The 20063-nt window shown below is 55.3% G+C and carries 27 protein-coding genes; 20 read left to right on the plus strand and 7 right to left on the minus strand.

All coding sequences use genetic code 11. From position 1 onward, the window contains the following. Nucleotides 1-11: 11 nt before the first annotated feature. The 5 genes from I2B62_RS07550 (at nucleotide 12) to I2B62_RS07570 (ending at nucleotide 3633) form a co-directional block, all read left to right on the plus strand. Nucleotides 12-335 (plus strand): PadR family transcriptional regulator, encoded by a 324-nt coding sequence (locus I2B62_RS07550; RefSeq protein WP_195268376.1) that lies wholly within the window; start codon nucleotides 12-14, stop codon nucleotides 333-335. After that, the gene (locus I2B62_RS07555; protein WP_195268377.1) at nucleotides 325-897 is read left to right on the plus strand and encodes a DUF1700 domain-containing protein; all 573 of its coding nucleotides are present in this window, start codon (nucleotides 325-327) and stop codon (nucleotides 895-897) included. The genes I2B62_RS07550 and I2B62_RS07555 overlap by 11 nt, the downstream gene beginning before the upstream one ends. Further along, nucleotides 894-1931 carry a DUF4097 family beta strand repeat-containing protein gene (locus I2B62_RS07560; protein WP_195268378.1) on the plus strand — a complete coding sequence of 346 codons (1038 nt, stop codon included), beginning with the start codon at nucleotides 894-896 and terminating at the stop codon, nucleotides 1929-1931. Before I2B62_RS07555 ends, I2B62_RS07560 begins: the two co-directional genes overlap by 4 nt. A gap of 195 nt (nucleotides 1932-2126) precedes the next feature. Continuing rightward, complete coding sequence (locus I2B62_RS07565; protein WP_195268379.1) at nucleotides 2127-2744, plus strand: TatD family nuclease-associated radical SAM protein; 618 nt, start codon at nucleotides 2127-2129, stop codon at nucleotides 2742-2744. A 367-nt stretch (nucleotides 2745-3111) separates the two neighbouring features. Further along, entirely contained in the window at nucleotides 3112-3633 is a 522-nt protein-coding gene (locus tag I2B62_RS07570) for a hypothetical protein (protein WP_195268380.1), read from the plus strand. A gap of 47 nt (nucleotides 3634-3680) precedes the next feature. On the opposite strand, the gene I2B62_RS07575 is transcribed toward I2B62_RS07570, so the two are convergent. Beyond that, the gene (locus I2B62_RS07575) at nucleotides 3681-4385 is read right to left on the minus strand and encodes a TetR/AcrR family transcriptional regulator (RefSeq protein WP_195268381.1); all 705 of its coding nucleotides are present in this window, start codon (nucleotides 4383-4385) and stop codon (nucleotides 3681-3683) included. A gap of 172 nt (nucleotides 4386-4557) precedes the next feature. Here I2B62_RS07575 and I2B62_RS07580 point away from each other — a divergent pair, with 172 nt between their 5' ends. The 6 genes from I2B62_RS07580 to I2B62_RS07600 all read left to right on the plus strand — a co-directional run bounded on the left by I2B62_RS07580 (nucleotide 4558) and on the right by I2B62_RS07600 (nucleotide 9629). Next, nucleotides 4558-5709 (plus strand): uroporphyrinogen decarboxylase family protein, encoded by a 1152-nt coding sequence (locus I2B62_RS07580; protein WP_195268382.1) that lies wholly within the window; start codon nucleotides 4558-4560, stop codon nucleotides 5707-5709. A 10-nt stretch (nucleotides 5710-5719) separates the two neighbouring features. Beyond that, the gene (locus tag I2B62_RS07585) at nucleotides 5720-5872 is read left to right on the plus strand and encodes a hypothetical protein (RefSeq protein WP_195268383.1); all 153 of its coding nucleotides are present in this window, start codon (nucleotides 5720-5722) and stop codon (nucleotides 5870-5872) included. Between the two features lie 44 nt (nucleotides 5873-5916). Then, nucleotides 5917-6387, plus strand: a complete 471-nt coding sequence (locus I2B62_RS07590) for a DUF2798 domain-containing protein (RefSeq protein WP_195268384.1) — start codon at nucleotides 5917-5919, stop codon at nucleotides 6385-6387. Next, nucleotides 6384-7553 (plus strand): uroporphyrinogen decarboxylase family protein, encoded by a 1170-nt coding sequence (locus I2B62_RS07595; RefSeq protein WP_195268385.1) that lies wholly within the window; start codon nucleotides 6384-6386, stop codon nucleotides 7551-7553. Before I2B62_RS07590 ends, I2B62_RS07595 begins: the two co-directional genes overlap by 4 nt. A gap of 13 nt (nucleotides 7554-7566) precedes the next feature. Next, nucleotides 7567-7689: a hypothetical protein gene (locus I2B62_RS20640; RefSeq protein ID WP_279354780.1), complete on the plus strand. Its 123-nt coding sequence runs from the start codon at nucleotides 7567-7569 to the stop codon at nucleotides 7687-7689. Between the two features lie 248 nt (nucleotides 7690-7937). Continuing rightward, on the plus strand, nucleotides 7938-9629 hold the full coding sequence (locus tag I2B62_RS07600; RefSeq protein WP_347707796.1) for a GGDEF and EAL domain-containing protein: 1692 nt from the start codon (nucleotides 7938-7940) through the stop codon (nucleotides 9627-9629). A 120-nt stretch (nucleotides 9630-9749) separates the two neighbouring features. On the opposite strand, the gene proB is transcribed toward I2B62_RS07600, so the two are convergent. Then, on the minus strand, nucleotides 9750-10556 hold the full coding sequence (gene proB, locus I2B62_RS07605) for a glutamate 5-kinase (RefSeq protein ID WP_195268386.1): 807 nt from the start codon (nucleotides 10554-10556) through the stop codon (nucleotides 9750-9752). A 1-nt stretch (nucleotide 10557) separates the two neighbouring features. Further along, the gene (locus I2B62_RS07610) at nucleotides 10558-11097 is read right to left on the minus strand and encodes a YbaK/EbsC family protein (RefSeq protein WP_195268387.1); all 540 of its coding nucleotides are present in this window, start codon (nucleotides 11095-11097) and stop codon (nucleotides 10558-10560) included. A 119-nt stretch (nucleotides 11098-11216) separates the two neighbouring features. Between I2B62_RS07610 and I2B62_RS07615 the strand changes: the two genes are divergently transcribed. From I2B62_RS07615 to I2B62_RS07655, 9 genes are all read left to right on the plus strand, one after another. Beyond that, on the plus strand, nucleotides 11217-12113 hold the full coding sequence (locus tag I2B62_RS07615) for a LysR family transcriptional regulator (protein WP_195268388.1): 897 nt from the start codon (nucleotides 11217-11219) through the stop codon (nucleotides 12111-12113). 370 nt (nucleotides 12114-12483) lie between these two features. After that, the gene (locus tag I2B62_RS07620; RefSeq protein ID WP_195268389.1) at nucleotides 12484-13344 is read left to right on the plus strand and encodes a phage antirepressor KilAC domain-containing protein; all 861 of its coding nucleotides are present in this window, start codon (nucleotides 12484-12486) and stop codon (nucleotides 13342-13344) included. After that, a complete protein-coding gene (locus I2B62_RS07625; protein WP_195268390.1) occupies nucleotides 13344-13952 on the plus strand; it encodes a restriction endonuclease subunit S in 609 nt (202 codons plus the stop codon). Before I2B62_RS07620 ends, I2B62_RS07625 begins: the two co-directional genes overlap by 1 nt. Then, nucleotides 13949-14146, plus strand: coding sequence for a hypothetical protein (locus I2B62_RS07630; RefSeq protein ID WP_195268391.1), 198 nt, complete (start codon nucleotides 13949-13951; stop codon nucleotides 14144-14146). Before I2B62_RS07625 ends, I2B62_RS07630 begins: the two co-directional genes overlap by 4 nt. Before the next feature lie 14 nt (nucleotides 14147-14160). Further along, a complete protein-coding gene (locus tag I2B62_RS07635; RefSeq protein WP_195268392.1) occupies nucleotides 14161-14757 on the plus strand; it encodes a sigma-70 family RNA polymerase sigma factor in 597 nt (198 codons plus the stop codon). A 106-nt stretch (nucleotides 14758-14863) separates the two neighbouring features. Beyond that, nucleotides 14864-15088, plus strand: a complete 225-nt coding sequence (locus tag I2B62_RS07640; RefSeq protein ID WP_195268393.1) for a DUF1659 domain-containing protein — start codon at nucleotides 14864-14866, stop codon at nucleotides 15086-15088. Between the two features lie 32 nt (nucleotides 15089-15120). Continuing rightward, the gene (locus tag I2B62_RS07645; RefSeq protein ID WP_195268394.1) at nucleotides 15121-15357 is read left to right on the plus strand and encodes a DUF2922 domain-containing protein; all 237 of its coding nucleotides are present in this window, start codon (nucleotides 15121-15123) and stop codon (nucleotides 15355-15357) included. A 76-nt stretch (nucleotides 15358-15433) separates the two neighbouring features. Beyond that, on the plus strand, nucleotides 15434-15988 hold the full coding sequence (locus I2B62_RS07650; protein WP_195268395.1) for a D-Ala-D-Ala carboxypeptidase family metallohydrolase: 555 nt from the start codon (nucleotides 15434-15436) through the stop codon (nucleotides 15986-15988). A 58-nt stretch (nucleotides 15989-16046) separates the two neighbouring features. Then, nucleotides 16047-16526 carry a hypothetical protein gene (locus tag I2B62_RS07655; RefSeq protein ID WP_195268396.1) on the plus strand — a complete coding sequence of 160 codons (480 nt, stop codon included), beginning with the start codon at nucleotides 16047-16049 and terminating at the stop codon, nucleotides 16524-16526. Between the two features lie 64 nt (nucleotides 16527-16590). On the opposite strand, the gene I2B62_RS07660 is transcribed toward I2B62_RS07655, so the two are convergent. The 4 genes from I2B62_RS07660 to I2B62_RS07675 form a co-directional block, all read right to left on the minus strand. Next, complete coding sequence (locus I2B62_RS07660) at nucleotides 16591-17826, minus strand: phosphotransferase (protein ID WP_195268397.1); 1236 nt, start codon at nucleotides 17824-17826, stop codon at nucleotides 16591-16593. A gap of 3 nt (nucleotides 17827-17829) precedes the next feature. Beyond that, the gene (locus I2B62_RS07665; protein WP_195268398.1) at nucleotides 17830-19131 is read right to left on the minus strand and encodes a phosphotransferase; all 1302 of its coding nucleotides are present in this window, start codon (nucleotides 19129-19131) and stop codon (nucleotides 17830-17832) included. A gap of 81 nt (nucleotides 19132-19212) precedes the next feature. After that, on the minus strand, nucleotides 19213-19683 hold the full coding sequence (locus I2B62_RS07670; RefSeq protein WP_195268399.1) for a EutP/PduV family microcompartment system protein: 471 nt from the start codon (nucleotides 19681-19683) through the stop codon (nucleotides 19213-19215). A 3-nt stretch (nucleotides 19684-19686) separates the two neighbouring features. After that, nucleotides 19687-20040 (minus strand): BMC domain-containing protein, encoded by a 354-nt coding sequence (locus I2B62_RS07675; protein ID WP_013379239.1) that lies wholly within the window; start codon nucleotides 20038-20040, stop codon nucleotides 19687-19689. Nucleotides 20041-20063 lie beyond the last annotated feature (23 nt).

A 20063-nucleotide genomic window follows, 5' to 3' on the forward strand; every position in this document is an offset into this window, starting at 1 on the left:
GAGATGCGAGGATGATTTTTCAATTAGGCTCTGCACTTCTGGACGCCTGTGTGCTGGCTGTGCTCTCGGAGGAGGACGCTTACGGCTACAGCCTGACACAGCGGGTCAAAAGTGTGCTGGATATTTCGGAATCCACCCTTTACCCGGTGCTCAGGCGTCTGCAAAAGGAAAAGTACCTGGCCACCTACGATAAGCCCTTTCAGGGGCGGAACCGCCGCTATTACGCCATTACGGAGAGCGGAAGGGCCAGGCTGACAGAATACCGGGAAGAATGGGATATTTACAAGGAAAAAATAGATTCGCTTCTGATAGGAGGTGGCGTGAATGAATCGTGAAGAGTATATGGCGGCGCTGGAAAAGCACTTGAGAAAGCTGCCAAAGGATGAAAAGATGAGTGCGATGGTATATTACAATGAGTATTTTGACGACGCCGGGCCGGAAAATGAGGACCGGGTCATCGGGGAGCTGGGCTCGCCGGCCAAGCTGGCCGCACAGCTGCGCAGCGAGTACGCCCTGAAGGACAGCGGGGAGGACAAAAAGAAAATGCCGGTGGTGCTGGTGGTCATCTTATCCATTTTCGCCGCGCCCATCGCCCTGCCGCTGGTCATCGTGGCCGCGGCCCTGGTCTTCGTCGTGATGGTGGTGGTCTTCGCTTTTCTGTTCGCCTTTGTGGTGACCGCGGCGGCATTGGTTCTTAGCGGTTTCCTCTGGATGCTGATCGGGCTGATCCTGATCTTCCAGAGCCCGGCAGCCACCCTGTTTTACGTGGGCGGCGGCGCCTTTGCCCTTGGGCTCGGCATCCTGCTGGGCGTGGGAATGTACCGCCTGATCCCCTGGGTGATCAACGGCTTTAAGCGTATGGCGGAAGCGATTTTGGAATGGAGGAAAAACGCATGAAATTTGAATCGAAAAAGCTTTTGAAAATCGGCGGGATTCTGGCCGCCGGCGGGCTTTTGCTCACCGGGGTGGGCATGCTGCTGGGCGGCATGACCTCCACCTATATTGACAGCAAGGGCATCCACGTGATGAAGTATGAGGAAAAAAAGCTGGAATATCAGAAGATCCCCGGTAAAATAGAGAACCTTGACATTGATTTCTCACTGGCCGATCTGGAAATCATCCTGGCCGACGAAAACGCCATCGAGGCGGTTTATTATGAGGATTCGGCAAAGCCGGAGGTCCATCAGGATGGAAACACGACCACCATCACCAGCAAGAGCCAGGAGGAACACCGCATGGTATTTATGGGCGTCGGCAACATTTACGGCAACTCAAAAATCAAGGTCTACCTGGATAAAAAGGAAACCGGCCAGTCGCTGGACGCCAGGGTGGACAATGGTAAGCTCCAGTTTAACGGCCCCAGGGCCTTTAAGGCGCTGTCGATCCAGAACCATCTGGGCAATATAGATATGGCCACCGTCAAAGCAGACAGCGTGTACATAAAGCTGGACAACGGCGATCTGGACGCGAGCGATGTTGAGACCAAAAGCTTTACGGTGGAGAACCATCTTGGGAAAATCAGGACATCGAATATCCGCGCCGATGAGGGAAGCCTCAAGAATGACAATGGCAAGATCACCTTGGCGGACAGTGCCTACACAATGCTGACCGCAGAGGACCACCTGGGCGATATTATCGGCGAGGGGCTGAACCTCAAGGGCGGCCAGTTCAAGAACGACAACGGCAAGATCAGCCTGAGCGGGGCCATCGAGGGCCAGATCAACGTGACGGCCCATCTGGGTGATGTGAGCATTAAGACCAATATTCCCCGGGAGACAGCCGGCTACCAGCTGAGCACCAGCCTGGGCAAGGTGGTGGTTGACGGCGAAAAATACGAGGAAGCCGTCCGGGATGAAAACCAGAGCGCCACCAGCCGCTTTGTCATCAACAACAACAATGGCGATATCCGCCTGGATTTCGGACAGCAGTAGGCAGCCCAGTCACTTCAATCAACCCGTACCGCCACGGTACGGGTTGAATTTTGCGTTTTGGCCGGAATTCAGGGTACATGCTATATGAAAAGCTTAAAAGAAGTCAAAAATGATCCATATTCTGACAGAATTGATCATCGAAACCTCAGCCGTGAAATGGTATAATCTTAACATCAAAGACAGGAGTGAATAAGCATGGTCATTACCTATGAAACAGAGAGTACGGCCTATAAGGATAAAAAAGCATTGTATGTGAACGCCACCAACCGCTGCAATAACCGCTGCGTGTTCTGCCACCGGTTTAACCGGGAGGAGGAGGCCAGCCGCATGGACGAGCTGTGGCTGGAGCATGAGCCGTCAGTGGAGGAGATACTGGACGATATCCGGGGCCGGGATATGGCAAAGTATGACGAGGTGGTCTTTTGCGGCTACGGAGAACCCACCTGCCGCCTGAAGGATATTCTGGAGGTCGCCCGGGTGCTGAAGCGTGAGTACGGCGTGGCGGTTCGGCTGAACACCAACGGCCTGGCCGACACCCTGTACGGCGAGGATGTCACCCCCTGGCTGGACGGCCTGGTGGACGTGGTGTCCGTGAGCCTGAACGCGCCGGACGCAGCAGAATACGAGGCTCTGTGCCGCCCCCAGGCAGCGCACGCCTTTGAGCACATGCTCCGCTTCGCGGAAAACGCCGCGCGGTTTGCCAGGGTCTATATGACCATCATCGACACCATGAGCCCGGAGGGGCAGGCCGCTTGCCGCCAGATCGCGGAGGCATCCGGGGCAGTGCTTAAGGTACGCCACTACCTGCGGTGAGATGATGATGGGACAAAAGGGGCTGCCCGCGGGCGGCTTTTTTTGATTGGGCAAATTTGTTAAGAGATCCAGAACAGACAGAAGTAAGCAAGGGCATGAATATCGGCTAAAAGAAGAACAATAAAATATTATTTTTATAAAAAAGTATTGACAACCCTTATTGTATACGATATACTTAATAAAAATAGTAAAAATAAAATATTTTATTTTTTTAAAGAGCCGTTGAAGCTCTTTAAACCCCTGAAAACAGGAAAAAACGAAAATTTAATAGACGGACTGTCGAATGGGGAATTGCTGTCACCCACTGGAACAGAAGGCTTGAGTGCTTTCTGTTTTTTTTATGATCAAAATTTAAAGGAGAAAAACCATGAAGAAGACAAATGTGCCAGAAAATAAAACTTTGAGGAGTAAAAATATTCTTTTTATAGAAGCGGTTTATGACGAGTACGGCAGTAACAGCCGTGTTCACTACCTGGAGGACGGCAGAATCCACAGCGGTCTGGCCGACGGCACCGGCCCGCGGGACTATATCCGGCGGATGATGCGGACGCACTGTCTGAGCGAGGGCCAGTACCGCCGGTACATGGCAGAATGGCTGGGGCTGGAAAAGGGCTACCCCTATCTGGCAGGCGCAGGCGCGCTGATGGTGCCGGTAAAAACACGCGTGAGCGTCAGGCTCGCAGACAACCGACGAAATTATGACGACACCTGTAGTTTTTATAATTTCCATTTTTTTGATGAAGACCTGGACCTGCAGACCCGGCGCAGCTGTATCTATCTCGCCCATGATTTTGTAATCGAAACGCACCAGAGCGGAGCGCAGAACGAGCAGGGCTATGAACGGGCCAAAACCGTGCTGGCGGGCATGCGGGCGCTCTGGGGAGATTAGGGCGGAGAACCCCCAAGCCGTACCGTGGCGGTACGGCTTGGCCGGGGTCAGCTGTCCGGACCGTTTTTGAGCGGGTCCTCCTGAAAAAGAAAAATACCGGGGTCTAAAAGATGAGGGTATTTCCGGATCACTGCCTCGGCCGCTTTGTCCGACCGCTCCTTAAGGTCATTCACAGCAGCATCGGTGCAGGCCAGGCCCAAGCCCCAGAAAAAAGCGCGGATGGTGTAAATAAAGAGGTCATCATAGGTGATTTCCGGTAAAACCTGAGATCTTCTAAAAAGATTGCGCACCGTGCCCTGTAACACGGATTGGAAGATCGAAAAGTTCTTTTCGGGCGAGCTGCCATTGCCGCCCATGTAGGTATCGACCAGCTTCCGGTAAAGGGCCGTCTGGTTATTGCCTGTATAGATCGATTCCTCGATGAGATCCTCCTCGAACATCTGCGTGAAAAAAAGCTGTCCATTTTCGCTGTGGTGGGCCCGGTAGCAGATATTCAGGTAGGTGATAAGATAGAGCAGCAGGTCTTCGCCGGGATCGATGACATATTTCAGGTGCGCCCCGATGATCTCATAGGTTTCCTTCATGATCATCAGGGCAATGTTGTTTTTGGTTTTAAAATAATAGGTGATGAGGCCCAGATTGACGCCGGCCTGGCAGGCGATTTTGCGGCTGCTGACACCGAAGCCCTCCTGTATAAAGAGTTTTTTAGCGGCCTCGTAGATTTTTTGTTTTGTACTTGGATCGTAAGCCATATCTGTTCTCCCAATTTAGTCTTGTCTAATATTAAACCATATTCAATAAAAAAATGCAATCTTAAGGAATTAGACATGTATAAAAAATACTTGACAACAATTACATTAGACGCGTATAATTTAGACATGTATAAAACATATTCGCGAATAAATTAAATTTCTGGAGGAAAAAATGGAATTTTCACAGGAAACCTTAAAGAGAAATAAGCTCTTTGAAAATGTATATGATCTGGAGCCGCCTGAACGTGTACCGATGATGGTCAACGGGGATAATGCGTTTTGCCTCGAATACGCGGGATTCAGTTTAAAGGCCGAGCAATACAGCGTGGCCAAAAATCTGGAGGCCATCGAGACGGCCAGCCGGGATTTTGATTCGGACGTGGTCTTCGGCGCGATTTTGCGGCAGCCGCAGATTTACAGCGTGCTCAGGGCCCGTAACTTTATGCCTGGAACCGACGGCTTTATTCAGCACCCCGAGGTACACGGCATGGAGGTGGAGGATTACGACGCTTTTATCGCCGATCCCTATAAAACCATCTGCGATACGGTTCTCCCGAGAATTTACGGTGCGTTGGAGGAAGGGGGCTTTAAGGCAAACAAAGCCTTTGCCAGAGCTTTCTCCAATTTTATCACGGGCTTTCTTCAGCCGGCGGGTGAATGCGCGGCCATCGCGGCCCGGACCGGGCGCTCGGTTTATAATCTGGCAACGACCTGCAGCCCGACCTCCTTTGATTCGCTGGCAGACCAGCTGCGCTCCTTTACAGGCATCAGCAAGGATATACGCCGTGTGCCGGATAAGGTAGAGGCCGCCTGCGAAGCGATGCTGCCCCTGACCATTAAGGCAGGGATCACCCCCATGTCGGACCGCTACCGCCGGACCTTTATTCCGCTTCATATGGCGCCTTATATGCGTGAGAAAGACTTCAAACGGTTTTACTGGCCCACCTTCAAGGCCTATGTCGAGGCTCTGGACAAGGCCGGCATAGGCGCGAACATCATGGTTGAGCAGGACTGGAGCCGCTATCTGGACTACCTCAACGAGCTGCCGGAAGGAACTGCGCTGTTCTTTGAATACGGTGACCCGGAGGAAATCAAGCAGAAGGTTGGCGGCCGGCAGATTATCAGCGGCCTGTATCCGCTCAACCTGCTGAAAACAGGAACGGTGCAGGAATGTGTTGATAAAGCGAAACAGCTTTTGGATATTCTGGCTCCGGGCGGAAAGTATATCTTCAGCTTTGACAAATCACTCCTGAGGCTGAAGGATGTAAGGGTTGATAACCTGAAAGCGGTTCTGAGCTGTGTTAAAGAGTACGGAAAGTACTGAGGAGGACAAAATGAACACTGAATTCAAATCAGAATACTATGATTCTTTTCCCGAAACCATGGAAAATAACCGGCTGTCGGCAGAAGCCGCACCCTATTGCGGCGAGGGATTCCAGTCGACCGAGGAACTGATTTTTACTTTTGTGATGTTCCTTGTGTGCTGAAAAAACAGCGGAATGAGAATAATCCATAACGGGGAGATAAGAATATGTTTACAAAAAAAGCCTTTGGCCTGGTTTTGAATTTCTGGTTTGCGCTTTTCCTGGCCATTGCCATGTCGTTGGTTATGACCTATGCCAACGCAGGATTCATACCTTTCCCAGGTATTTTAATCAAGATTCTGGAGGGACTGGTCATCGGGTTTGCGGCCGGGGCCATCCTGCCCATTAACAGCTGGGCGGTAAAGCTGGCGCTGAAATGCGGCGCACCCGAGGGCAGTATTCCCTTTAAGCTGATTTCAACACTGGTCAACACAGTGTATTTCTGTACGATCCTGTCCTTTGCCTTTACAGCGCTTGAAATCGGTTTTCCGCCTTATTTTTTCATGGCCTTCCTGGCGGGGATGCCCCTTGCGCTGGCATCGGGCTATCTGACGGCGCTGCTGGTAACGCCGCTGGCTGTCAGGCTTGCGGATAAAATGACCAATAAACCATTTTTAGAAAGTGAGAATATAAAATGAACGAACCCTTAAAACTTTATGATGAACGTGTACGGCGCATGTCCAATGCCATCGAGCACAGAGAAAACGACCGGGTGCCGATTTTCAGCCTGGTGGACAGCTGGGCCTTTGCCTATGCGGGGACAAGGCTGAACGACGCAAAGCAGGACCCGGAGCTGGAATATCAGACCTACAGTAAGGCCCTGTCCGATTTTCCTTTTGACGCTGCGCTGACCGCCGGGATTTCCAATCCGATTCAGTTTGTCGAAGCGCTGGGCGGCGGTATTTATGACAACAGCGAATCCACTGAAACCATCCAGGTGGCCTCCAGCAAGTCGGAGCTCATGACTGCCGCAGATTACGACAAGCTGATCGCCGACCCCATGGGCTTTATCCTCAATGAGATTATCCCGCAAAAAGCCGCTATTTTTCAGAGCGGTACCTTGGAGGAAAAATTCCAGCGGTTCGCTTTTGCCCTGTCCGAGAGCGCGAAATTCGGCGAGAACAAGGCAAAAGGGGCTGAAAGAATGAAGCAGGAGCATGGACTGCCCGTCATTTTTGCCATGGCGCCCTTTATGCCGACCGACCTGATCTTAGACTATCTGCGGGATTTCAAGGGGATTATGATGGATGTCAAGCGCTGCCCGGACAAAGTGAACGCGGCCAGTATGGCCCTGGTGGAGCCATCCATCCGGTACACCCTGGGCATGTCGCCCGAACCTCAGCCCGACCGCTACCTGAGCCTGTTTCTGCACCTGCCGCAGTTTTTACGTGCGAAGGAGTTTGAGCGGGTTTACTGGCCATCCTTCAAGGCCTATGTCGAGTTCTTCGCACAGCGGGGCTACAAGCTGCTCATTTACTTTGAAAAAAACTGGGAGCACCTTTACGAATACATTAATGCGCTGCCCAAAAATTGTATTATCGGTCTTTTCGAGGATGACGACCTGCGCAAGGCGAAAAAGGCTGTGGGCGGCACCATCTGCGTGGCAGGCGGCATGAAGGTCAACGATCTGATCTACAAAAAGCCACAGGAATGTGTGGATATTGCCAAGCAGCTCATCGACGAGCTGGCGCCAGGCGGCGGCTACGTGTTTACCACGAACAAGGTGATGTTGACAGAAGCGGACGGCAAGGCGGAAAACCTGAAAGCTGTGACCGAGTTTGTGGCGGATTATGGAAAATATTGAGGAGGAAACAGCCATGAGTGAAATGGAACAATTAATGGAAATGGCAAAGGAAAATATCTTTTCCAGCTTTTTAGACAGCGATGAAGCCATAGAAAATATGGAGATTATCACGATTATTAATATGCTGATGGCATAAATAAAAAAACAGCGGATCGCAAAGACCGCTGTTTTTTTGTTGAAGGGGTTTCCCCAAGCCGTACCGCCGCAATACCCCTTGAACCGCCTGGGCTCATATTGCGCTTTTGGTGTTCATCTGATATAATGGGGAAATGAGATTTTGAAAAGTCCGGTGGGCTGGGGATGCCTGAAAGCGTTATATGGGAACGACTGGCAGGCCAGGAAGAATCGCTGTGGAAGTGAGTACATTTATTTAGAGGGGATCGAATGATTATGGCACAGTCAGATAATTTTTTTGAAAGATTTACGGTTGACCCTGCCCTTTTTTACAGCGCGATCATCCGGAGTACCGATGATTACGTCTATATTGTGGACATGAAGACCGACATGGCCCTGGTTTCTCCAAACATGGAAAGGGACTTTGAGCTGCCGGGCCGGCAGTTTGAAGGCCTGGTGCCCATGTGGGGCGGGCTGGTTCATGAAAAGGACCGCGCCCGCTATATTGAGAGCATTGACGAAATGCTGCGGGGCGGTACCGACATACACCATGTGGAATACCAGGTGCGCAACCGCAAAGGCGAGTACGTATGGGTACTCTGCCGGGGTGTTTTGCAGAAAGACGACCAGAACCAGCCGGCCATGTTTGCCGGGGTGGTGACAGACCTTGGAAAAATGGGCAAGATCGATTACACCACCGGGCTTTTTACCTACCGGGAATGTGAGAAGGAGATCAGCGCCCTGCTCGACCAGCAAACCGAAAATCCAGGCGGGCTGATCCTGCTGGGGCTGGACGATTTCGTACGGATCAACGACCTTAACAGCCATCTTTTCGGCGACGGCGTGCTGCGCCAGTTCGCCCAGACCGTGCAGCAGCTGCTGCCTGAGGAGGCCAGCATGTACCGGTTTGACGGCGACGAGTTTGCCGTGGTCTGCCCCGGCGCGGGCGTGGAGGAGCTGGAGGAGATCTACAAGCGGCTCCATGTCTATAGCAACCGGGTGCACACCCTGGACGGCCAGGAATATTTCTGTACCGTATCCGCAGGCATGACCCTGCTGGGACAGGACAGCCAGAACTATCCGGACCTGATCAAATGTGCGTCCAGCGCGCTGGAAGCCTCCAAAAACAAGGGAAAGAATACCATGACGGCCTATGCCCCAACGCTGATGCGCTCAAAGCTGCGGGCCCTGGAGCTGACCAGCCGGCTGCAGCTGAGCGTGGTGAACGGCATGGAGGGGTTCCGGCTGGTTTACCAGCCCTTTGCAAACTCAAAGGACCTGGGCCTGGCCGGCGCCGAGGCGCTGCTGCGGTGGTCCGGCACGCCCTTTGGCGAGGTGACTCCGGTTGAGTTTATCCCGCTTCTGGAATCCAGCGGCCTCATCGTGCCTGTGGGCAAATGGGTGCTGGAGCAGGCAATCCGGACCTGCAAAAAATGGTCCGCCATCGAGCCGGATTTTATCATGAACGTGAATATTTCCTATCTCCAGATGCTGGACGAATCCTTTGCCGAGCATGTGGAGAGAACCCTGGCCGAAAACGAGCTGGATTCCCGGCACATTGTGCTGGAGCTCACAGAGAGCTGTTTTGTCACGGACATGGGCGGCCTGAAGGAGATCTTCAAGCATCTGCGGGGCATGCGCATCCAGATCGCCATGGACGACTTTGGCACAGGCTATTCCTCACTGGGGATGCTGTCCCAGTCGCCGGCGGATATTGTCAAGATCGACCGGCTGTTTATCGAGGCCATCGACCGGGACGAGAACGTGTTTAACCGTTCCTTTATCGCATCGGTGATCAAGCTGTGCCACAGCGTGGGCATAACCGTGTGCGTGGAGGGCGTCGAGGAGCAGGACGAGCTGCGGGCCGTCTGTGACCTGGAGGTGGACAGCATTCAAGGCTACTATATCTCAAAGCCCATCTCGCCCGCGGATTTTGAGCAAAAGTACTGGGACAAAAACTGAGCAAAGGACACTGGTGCACCAGTGTCCTTTTTGGATGGGACCGGCCTTTCTCTGCCGTGGCGGGGGGGCAAGAAAGCCAACCCGTAGCGCCGCGATACGGGTTGGCTTTCTTTGTCATTCTCAGTAACCGCAGGGCGCGCCCGCAAACAGGGTGCCCACCGGCTCACCCTGGACGATGCGGTACAGGGCGGCCGGATTTTTGCCGTTGGTGATGATGGTGTCTACGCCCTGCCGGGTGGCCAGTCTGGCGGCCTGGAGCTTTGTTTTCATGCCGCCGGTGCCGCGGCGCGAGCCGGCGCCTCCGGCGGCGTTCTCGAGCTCGGGCGTGATTGCTTTTACCTGCTCGATGAGCCGCGCGTCCGGATGCAGGCGGGGATCGCGGTCGTAAAGGCCGTCGATGTCGGACAGGATGACGAGCCGCTGGGCCCGGCACAGCACGGCCACCACTGCGGAGAGCATGTCATTGTCGCCAAAGAGCCGGTCCCCGGACTCGATCTCTGTATAGCTGACCGAGTCATTTTCGTTGACCACAGGGAGGATACCCAGGTCCAGCAGGGTGTCAAAGGTGTTGATCAGGTTTTCCTTTTTTTCCTCCAGCTCCATATCCTCGGCGTTCAGCAGGATCTGGGCTGTGATCTTGTCATAGTCGCCAAAAAATTTGTCGTACAGGTGCATGATGCGGCACTGGCCTACCGCGGCGGCGGCCTGCTTGAGGCGCATGCTGGCAGGGCGTGCTTTCATCTGCAGCTTGTTGGCGCCCACGGCGATGGCGCCCGAGGACACCAGCACCACCTCATAGCCCATGTTCTGGATGTCGGCCAGCACACAGGCCAGGCGGTCAAAGGCCCGCAGGTCGTTCTGGCCCAGGTCGTTTGTGAGGGTAGAGGTGCCCACCTTGACCACGATCCGGTTCGGATACAGGCTCATGCTACACCTCGATCAGCGCTGGTGTGTGGGCGGCCCAGGGCAGGAAATCCTGAAGAATTCGCCTGGTTTCCAGCTTCATGTAGCCCGTGGTGGTGCCGTCGCTGCACCCGTACCAGGCCCCGGCGGCCACGTCCCGGTCGACGACCACCCGGATCTGCTGCCCGGGGTCGAGCAGGGTGCTGAAAACTGTGGCCGCTCCGATTTTGGTGCCCAGCATAGCGGCCATCCGCTCCGGAGGTGCGAAGGAGACCCGGGGCACCCCCAAGGCGGCGCTGAAGTCCCGGGCCTTAAAGGGCTTGTCCCCGGTCGTGATAAAGAGGTAAAAGGCTGTCTGCTGGCGGTTGCACAGAAACAGCGTTTTGACCATCTGCATGTCCAGCTTCTGATTGATCTGGACACAGTCCTCCATGGTGATGGCCTCATCGGTCTCGACCCGCTCATAGGGGACGGCCAGCGCCTCGAGGGTCTGGTAGACCTTTTCCTGAAGCGGGGTCTGAAAGGACGCCGGTGCTGTGGTGTAAATATCGCTGATAAAAAACATGGTTTGTTCCTTTCCCTTGAAAACTTTGTGGCTATAGTGTATCATGAAGCTATGAATCACAAAAGCGAATCTTTAGCATGATCAGCATGATAAAAACAGATATTAGGAGGCAAACCGGTATGGACATGAACCTGCAGAAATATATGGCGTTTATCAGAACCGTCGAGTACGGCAGCTTTACCCGGGCAGCGGAGGTTTTAAACTACTCCCAGTCCGGCATCAGCCGCATGATCGCCGACCTGGAGCGGGAGTGGGGCGTATCCCTGCTGGAACGGGGGCGCTCCGGCGTGCGGCTGACCTCTGACGGTCTGAGGCTGCTGCCCTGCGCCCGGAGGGTGTGCGAAGAGTACCAGAAGCTCCAGAACCAGATCGAGGAGCTGAACGGCCTGCAGTCCGGGCTCATCCGCATTGGCACCTTTTCCAGCGTGGCGACCCACTGGCTGCCCAACATTATCCGGGCCTTTCAGCGGGATTACCCTAACATCGACTACGAGCTGCTCCTGGGCGACTACACCGAGATCGAGGCCTGGATACAGGAGGGGCGGGTGGACTGCGGCTTTCTGAGACTGCCGACCCACCCGGATTTCGAGACCCGGTTTCTGGTGCAGGACAAGCTGATGGTGGTCCTGCCGGAGGCTCACCCCCTGGCGGGGTGTGAGCGCTTTCCGGTCCGGGCGCTGTGCGACGATCCTTTCATGCTGCTGGAAAAAGGCGCGAAGGCGGAAATCTCTGAGATCTTTGAGCGGTGCGGCATCACGCCCAGAGTCCATTTTACCACCTGGGACGATTATGCCATCATGTCCATGGTGGAGAGCGGACTGGGCATCAGCATCCTGCCCCAGCTCATTCTGCGGCGGATTCCCTACCGCATTGTGGCAAAGGAGCTGGAGGTGCCCGCCTACCGGCGCATCGGTCTGGCGCTCAGGGATAAAAAAAGCGCGTCGCTGGCCGTCCGGCGTTTTTTAGATTATGTGGCGTACCGGGAGGGCGTGGAGTCAAACGCGCAGGCAACATAAAAAGGGGGGCTTTGAAAAGTGAAATGCACCCCATTTCCGGGGCAAGATTAACCGTGACAGTGCCACAAGGTTGGTATCCCTGTCCGGCTAGTATAGCATCATTCTTACCAGAAAGCCATAACGCCCCAGTGGCGTTTTTTTAATGTCCAAAATCCCTTCTCAGTTCACCCGCCATCCCAAAAATTAAATTAAGCTCAAAATTTTCCATTCAGGGGCTTTCCCGGTATTGTGGCAGTGCTTTTGATCCGAAAACCCCCGTTTTTGGCATAAAAGGCCGCTTTTGCGGAAAGCGCGGTTTTTTAAAATGCGGTATCATGGGATCAAGCTTAAAAAAACAAACGAACACCGGTGTTCCGAAAGGAACTTTACAATGCAGAAATCAAACAAAACCCAAACCGCCGAGAGCCGCCTGATTCAGAAAGTCTTTGAGAGTGAGGAATTTGCCAGCGTGCGCACCCTGGTCAGCCAGGAGGGGGGCAATGCCCTCTCGCCAACCGTCTATTTTGTGGCCAAGGACGTCTGTGAGGCCATGGATTACCAGAATCACCGCCAGGCCATCAAACGCCATGTGGAGCCAGAGGATATACTGCGGCGCGCGGTCCGCGATAAAAACGGCCGCAGCCGCACCACCCTGGTCATCAGCGAGAGCGGCCTCTTTGCCCTCATTCTGGCAAGCCGCCAGGACAAGGCCCGCCGCTTCCGCCACTATGTGACCAGCGTGATCCTGCCCGCCATCCTGCACTACGGGGCCTACATCGAGCCCGGACAGCTGGAGGCCCTGAAAAAGGACCCGCGGGGCATCGACATCCTGGCCCGGAACCTGGAGCGCATGTTCCGCCGCTGCGACGTCGTGGAATACCAGCTGGAAAAAGCCCGGACCGATTACCAGCGAATCCTGCCCGACGCCCTGTTCGGCCAGACCATACAGGTAGCCGAGGACTGTATCAGCGTCGGGGCACTGGCCAAGCTCCTTTACCCGGGCAGCCAGAAGAAGCTGGGACAGAACCGCCTGTACGCCTGGCTGCGGGAGCAGGGCTACCTGTGCCGGCGCACCGGCTGCTGGAACCATCCCACCCAGCGGGCCACAGCCCTGGGCGTGCTCGTCCTGCGGGAAAACAGCGTTCGGGACAGGCATGGGCGCTGGCACCTTTACCAGAAGACCCTGGTCACCCCCAAGGGACAGCGTTATTTTATGGAAAAGCTGTGCCCGGACACCGCGGAGATGGTCTGATGAACTACCTGACCGAGCTGCTGGCCTTTTACAGGTGGCTGGGGGAGCAGCGGCTCAGCCCGCTGCTCCAGGCCTACTGGCATCTGCTCATGTACTATAACAACAGGGCCGCCATTCTGGCAGAGGACGGGCGCTGGTACTGGCCCGCTGCTTTCAGGGTTGCCAACTCCGTGGTGGGACAGGCCCTGGGCCTTAAGGACCGCTTTAAAATCAATCACCAGCGCCAGCACCTGGTGAAGCGCGGGCGCATTGACTACACCCCGCACACCGGGCAGCAGGCTGGCGACTACCGCCTGATCCCCTTTGATTCCGGCCTTGCCCAGATCTGGGTGACCGCCGAAAAGAGTGGAGCCCGCACCCTGGTGTGGACGCAGACCCGCACCGGAGACGCACCAGAGACGGCACCATTCATAAATACTGTAAATCATAAACCGTGTTCTCTATATGGTTCTACTCAGGGGGGCGGCGATAACATCATGGGCTTCAATCTTCTGCCGCCGCTCACCGACGAGGAGAAAGCCGCTGTTCGGGCCCAGTATCCCGATAACGACGTGGCCCGCTTTAACGCGGAGTGGGCCCTGAGAGAAAAGAAAGGAGGATTGCGATGAACCGTTTAGGCAGCGGCAGGCCTATCCTGCGAAGAAAACGCCCCTACACCGTCCGGGCAGACTGCATCCTGGAGCTGGAGCTCTGGGCAAGCGACGAGGAGGCGGCAGAGGACCAGTTTAACGAATACTGTGAGGCCGTTCAGTACCATCACCCCGAGCTGGTGCTCACCCTGCGCGGCATCCGTGAGGATTGAGAAAGGAGCTGTGATTGAAAGGCCAAAATTACGAGCTGATCAACACCTGGGCCGACGAAGCCCGAAAGGGGAATAAGCGGGCCGCGGAGCTGCTGCTCCAGACCTTCCGCCCCCTGATTTTGAAGATGGCTGGCAGCTGTATGGAGGACGGCGGCTTTGAGGACGCTTACCAGGACGGCGCGGTCGCCTTTCTGGAGGCCCTGAAGCGTTACGACCCAGAGCGCAACCACCTCTTTCCCGGCTATATCCGGAATTATCTGGACTTCTATTTCAGAAAAAGGCGCGAGGGGCGTTTTGATAAATCCGTCGGGGCGTTAGTGTCCCTGGACGCCCCGTCCGCCGGGGACGGCAGCCCCCTGGGGCAGCGCGTGCCCGATCCGGTACAGCCCATCCAGACCTGCCACGAGGAGCACGAGAAAGAAAGGCGCTTAAAAAAGCTGAAGCAGGCCCTGAGACAGCTGCCCGGCGACCAGCGCAATGCCGTTACCGCCTATTACCTGAAAGGCCAGAGCCAGAAAGCCATCGCCGCCGGCAGCCAGATCAGCCAGTCGGCCGTCAAAATGCGGATACACCGCGGCCTGCGGCGGCTCAGAGTGCTGATGGAGGACTAAAAAAACATAAAGAAGCAAAAATTTTTTAAAGCCACCTGTGACCCCAGACGCTTTTTGCGGATATATAAGCGTACCCCAAAAGCGGGACAGAAAGCGAGGTCAGAAAATGGCAGTTGTAAAGTACACAAAGGCAGTGGCACTGAAGGTGGTCTCCAATTATGGAGAGCAAAAGGGAAAAATCGTGAAGAAAACAAAAACCTACGGCGACGTCAAGCCCGCCGCCACCGACGAGGCGCTCTACGCCACCTACAAGCACATCAAGGCATTGCAGGAGCCCATCGGTGAAGCCTGTATGCGGGTCACCACCGACGATTTAGTGGAAAATGTGTAAGCAGTTAATTCAGGAAAGAGAGGAAAAAACAAATGGCAGCAGAAACAAGTAAGGATTTAGTATTGTATTTTGAACGCAGCGACGGCAAGAGCTACAGCTTGAGCATTCCAGACTACCTGGCGGACATCACCGACGAGCAGATCAAGACAGGTGCCCAGGGCATTTTGGCCGAGGGGATCTTTGAGCCCGAGGGCTTTGCCCTGGTCAAGGCCACCAACGCCGTCAAGATCGAAACCACAAAAACCGACGTGCCGCTGGAGACAGAATAGACAAAGAAATCCCCGGCATTTCAACGGGCAGGCAGGAGACGCCTGCCCGTTTTTGATTGAAGTAAAAGGAGAGAGAATGAAATATAAAAAAACCGCCCTCGGCGTTTTTCTGGCAGCCGGCAGCGCCGGACTGGTGTTCATCTTCGGGGCTCTGCCGCCAGAGCCTGCACCGGCGCCGCCCACGGCCGCCCTTCAGCCCACGACGGAGCAGCCCACCCAGCCGCCAGAAGCCCCGGCAGACCCTATGCCGCCAGAAGCCCCGGAAGCCCCTGCGCCCGATCCCGATCCCGGGCCTGAGATGGCCAGCGAACACTTCGAGATGGATGAGTACCGCTGCGACTGCGCGGGCCTCTGTGACGGCTGGCCGGCCCGGATGAACCCCGTTCTGCTGGACAGAATCGAGGCCCTGCGCCAGTATTACGGCCAGCCTGTCATCATCACCTCCGGCGTGCGCTGCGCGCCGCGCAACGACGAGGTGGGCGGCGTAGCATGGTCCTTTCACAAGCGGGGCGACGCCGCGGACCTGTACTGCCCGGGCGTGGCCGTGGGCGATCTGGCCCAGACCGCCAAAGCCCTGGGCATGAACGTCCTGCCCTATTACGCCAGCGGCTATATTCATGTCGAGGTGTAAAAGCCAGAGTAAAGAATACTGTGATAAAGTATCCGGTAAAGATCGAGGAGTGAAAGAGATGAAACACAAGATTTTAACCCGCTACTTTATCACCGCCATGACCGCCGCTGTGGTTATCCTTTTGTTCGCAGGCTGTCAGGCAGAAGCACCAGCGTCCAGCGAAACGTCATTCACGCACAGTGGTGTGCTGACTCAGATTTATGCCGCGGAGTTTGAAGGTCAGGAAGGCATCAGCCGTAGCTGGATTAGCGACGCTAAGGGAAACGAACAGCTCGTCCTCAGGGAATCCACCGATGACCAGGGACGCCAGGTGCGCCTGATGCTGGTCTACGACCGGAAATCCCAGAATGACGCCTGCGACCTGGCGGTTCTTGAGCAGGTTACCTATGAGCAGAAGGGACAGGAATACAGTGCGGTGGATACATCCATTCTTGACATGTACGCCGTGGTCCGGAAAACCGGCGAGGTCATTGCCTCGGGCAAGACAGACTGGGGAGATATTGGGAGCAAGGAGTATCAAGCCGCGACAGGAGAGTAGGCGCCCGGCAAAGAAATGAATGCCTCATTAAAACAACCCGTATCATGGCGATACGGGTTGTTTTTTACTGCCGTTCGATGGCCGCGCAGCAGCGCAGGAACGCGTTGAATTCGTCGATGTTCTGGAAGGTGTCGGTCATGAGCAGGGTGTACTCCGCGATCTCCAGCGAACGCTTCTGGACAAAGCCCAGGGCAGGCTTCTCAATGCGCTTGAGGTCGCAGGTCAGGGCCATATCGGAGGAGATACGGGTGATCAGGCTGATGACCGCGTATTGCAGAGCGTCCTGAAAGATGCCGTCGCAGACATCCTGACAGCTCAGAACCTTCAGGCGGTAGCTGACCCCGCGGTTTTCTTCCCAGAGCTTTTCCATGGTGCGGTTAAAGCTGTGGTACATGTCCGAAATAAAGTCCAGGTCATAGGCCTGCATGGCCAGGCGTTTGTCCTCCGGCACGCCCTTATAGCCCAGCCAGGACACATAGTTGATGATCATGCTGCCGGTCAGGCGGCCGATGTCGATGGCCTTTGGCCCGTAGCCGGAAAACTCCGTGTCGATGATCTTGACCTTACCCTGCCCCACCATGATGTTGGAGCTGTGCAGGTCGTTATGGATCAGGCACTCGTCGTTATTCAGATACTTATAGCCCAGGGCGCGGATACGCGCCTGGATTTTTTCATTGGCCAGGATACGCTGCCGGGTTTCTTCGGCCTCGGGCTCCAGGGGCTTATCGGCGCACAGCAGGACATTACTCACAAAGAGAATGTCGTACAGCCGCTTGGATTCGTCGTTGTAGAAGAAGTGCTTCACGCCCTCCAGCCTGCGTCCGGTCATCAGCAGATCCGAGGTGTGGAAGAACAGCAGGGCCAGGAAAATGCCCATTTTCTTGCCCACGTCCGGGCATGGAACGCCCGCGGTCAGCTCGAAGCGCAGCAGCTCCAGGTCCATGAGATCCTCCATGACAATGACGCCCGCGGCCTCGTCAAAGAGGTAGATGTCCGGGGCGATGTCCGGATACAGGGTTCCCATGAAGGTGAGCACCGCGATCTCGGTGCGCAGGCGCTCCATGAGCACCGGGTGGTCGCCGCCGTCGGCCTCCTTAAAGGCCCGGATGTAGGGCAACAGCTGCTTGACCACCACCGAGCAGTTGGTGTTTAAGTCCCTGACCGCGAAGATCAGGTTCACATAGCCCTCGATGTTTTCAATCTCCTCGTGCAGGTCGATGACATGCAGGCTGGCGCCCTCCGGAAAAATCTTTTTCCGGATCAGGTAATCCTGGATGGTTTCTCGGTTTAAGGGTTCCATAGGCTACTCCTGGTTCAGGGCCTGGGCCGGGTGCTTTCCGGCCAGCCCCCTGAGGAAATCGGTGAGGTCGGTGACGCTGTGGTACGCGCCTGTGTTTAAGAACAGCTCGATGCACAAGAGCAGGACCAGCTGTTCGGGATAGATCCGGCAGGCGCTGGGCAGGCGCTCGAAGTCGTAGCAGATGCCCCGGTCGCCGATGCGCGACGCGGCGTTGAGCGCTGTGTAGCACAGGGTATCCCTGAAAAGGGACAGCAGGTAGGCGTCCACGTCCAGGTGTCTCAGCTTGTAGCTGTCGGCCTGGTTCTTGCGGCACAGCTCCCGGAATTCGGCCTCAAAGGTCTGGTACAGGGCGTTGATGGAATCCAGAAGATAGGCCCTGAAAACCGCCTTTTCCCCTTCTGTGTGCGTCTCGTCGCCGTACCAGGAGAAGAAGTTGAGGCAGAAGCTGGCAATGAGCCGCCCCAGATCCTGGGCAATGGGGCCAAAACCCGCGAACTCGGTGTCGATGATCTTAATGCTGTGGTCGTTGACCATGACGTTGGAGGCATGCAGGTCGGTGTGGATCAGGCACTCCTTGTGGGTCAGGAACTGGTGCCGCATCTGGCGGATACGGTTCTGGATGGTCTCGTTGCCGATGATGGCCTTGCGCAGGGGCCAGGTGGCCTCCGGCATGAAGCGGTTATCCGACACGATGGTGCAGTCCTCGAACAGAAAAAAGTCGAGGGCGGTGTATTCCGGATTCTCGAAGAACTTTTCCAGCTCCTGCTTTTTGTAGCGGGTCAGGTGCAGGTCGGAGGAATAGAACAGGTTGCGGGCCAGAAAGCTGCCCAGGGTAGCCGGAAAATCCGGGTATTTCTTCATGCGGCTGTGCTCATAGCGCAGCAGGCTGTGGTCGGTCAGGTCCTCCATGACAATGATGCCGTCCTGCTCGTCGAACAGGTAGATCTCCGGACAGATGCCCGGGTACACCGAATCCCAGAAAATAAGGACGGCGATCTCGCTGCGCAGCCGCCCGATGTCCAGGCTCCAGTCGTGCATGAATTTGCTGTTTTTGCTGCCCGCGGCCTCGTCCATTTTGCTGCGGGGCTCGTTTACAATCTGCTTGAGCACCATGGATTTGCCGTTTTGGTCATATATATGGTAGATGAGGTTGACGTAGCCGTCGATGCTTTCCTTGATGGCGTGGAGATCCTCCACCACCAGCTCAGCGTCCTCTGGGTAAAGCTTTTTGGCTTTGAGATAGGCGGCCACCTGGTCTTCGGTCAGGTAATTGTCGGCCCGGAAGGGGATTGCTGCCTGAGACATATCATCACTTCTTTCTGTTAAATTTGTATAATCGAATCAAAGGGTATCGCGGCGATACCCCTTGACTGGCTGGTGATCTGTTTATTTTTTATTCCGGTGCTTGTCCATATAGCCGTGGATGGCTTCCTCAAGCGCCTCGATGCCCTCGCCGGTAAAGGCGCTGACCTCGTAGATTTTCTTTTTGTTCACGCCGGCGAAGTTCATGAAACGGTAGCTTCTTTTCATATCGGCGTCCTCGCGGTCGATCTTGGTGATAACGCCGATGGCCGGAATGTTAAAGGTAAAGACAAAGTTGGGCGGGATGGTGTTCTGGGTATCCACGCTGGAGATCACCACAATGACCAGCCCGGCGTCGCAGGACACGTTGATGGCCTGGCGGCAGAAAAAGGGCATCTCGATAAATTCACCGGGTGTATCAATAAAATCCTCGGTATAGGTGACCTGCTGGGTTTTGGCGTAGTGGATTTCCTGCTGGGTCAGGCGCTGCATCAGGGTTGTCTTGCCGCAGCCGATTTTGCCGACGAGCGCCACACGGTTTCGGTTACTCGCCATCTTTTAGGAATAGGTGATTTTGGGAATATCGAAGCCCAAAACGGAATGCAGGGTGTTTAAGATCTCCTGTACGGCGGCTTTGACGTCACTCACGCGGCCGGTGATGACAAGGGAACCGCTGAAGCGGTCCAGAAAGCCGATTTCCACCGGCGCGGCCTTGGTGCCCGCGTCGGCCGAGATGATGGCTGCCTCGCTGGGGGTGATGGTTAAAATGCCGATGGCGTCGCAGTTTTCGTCGTCGAGCCCTAATTTAATATAGACATCGCTTTTCGGTTTGGCGATTATATGCGCTAAAGTGACCTGTTTGCCAGGAACGTATTCCTGGATGGACCGGGGTGTTTTTTTCTCTTCTGACATGGTCGATCTCTCCTTCTGTTGGG

Source organism: Eubacterium sp. 1001713B170207_170306_E7 (genome assembly GCF_015547515.1).
In the GTDB taxonomy this organism is placed as follows: Bacteria; Bacillota; Clostridia; order Eubacteriales; family Eubacteriaceae; genus Eubacterium.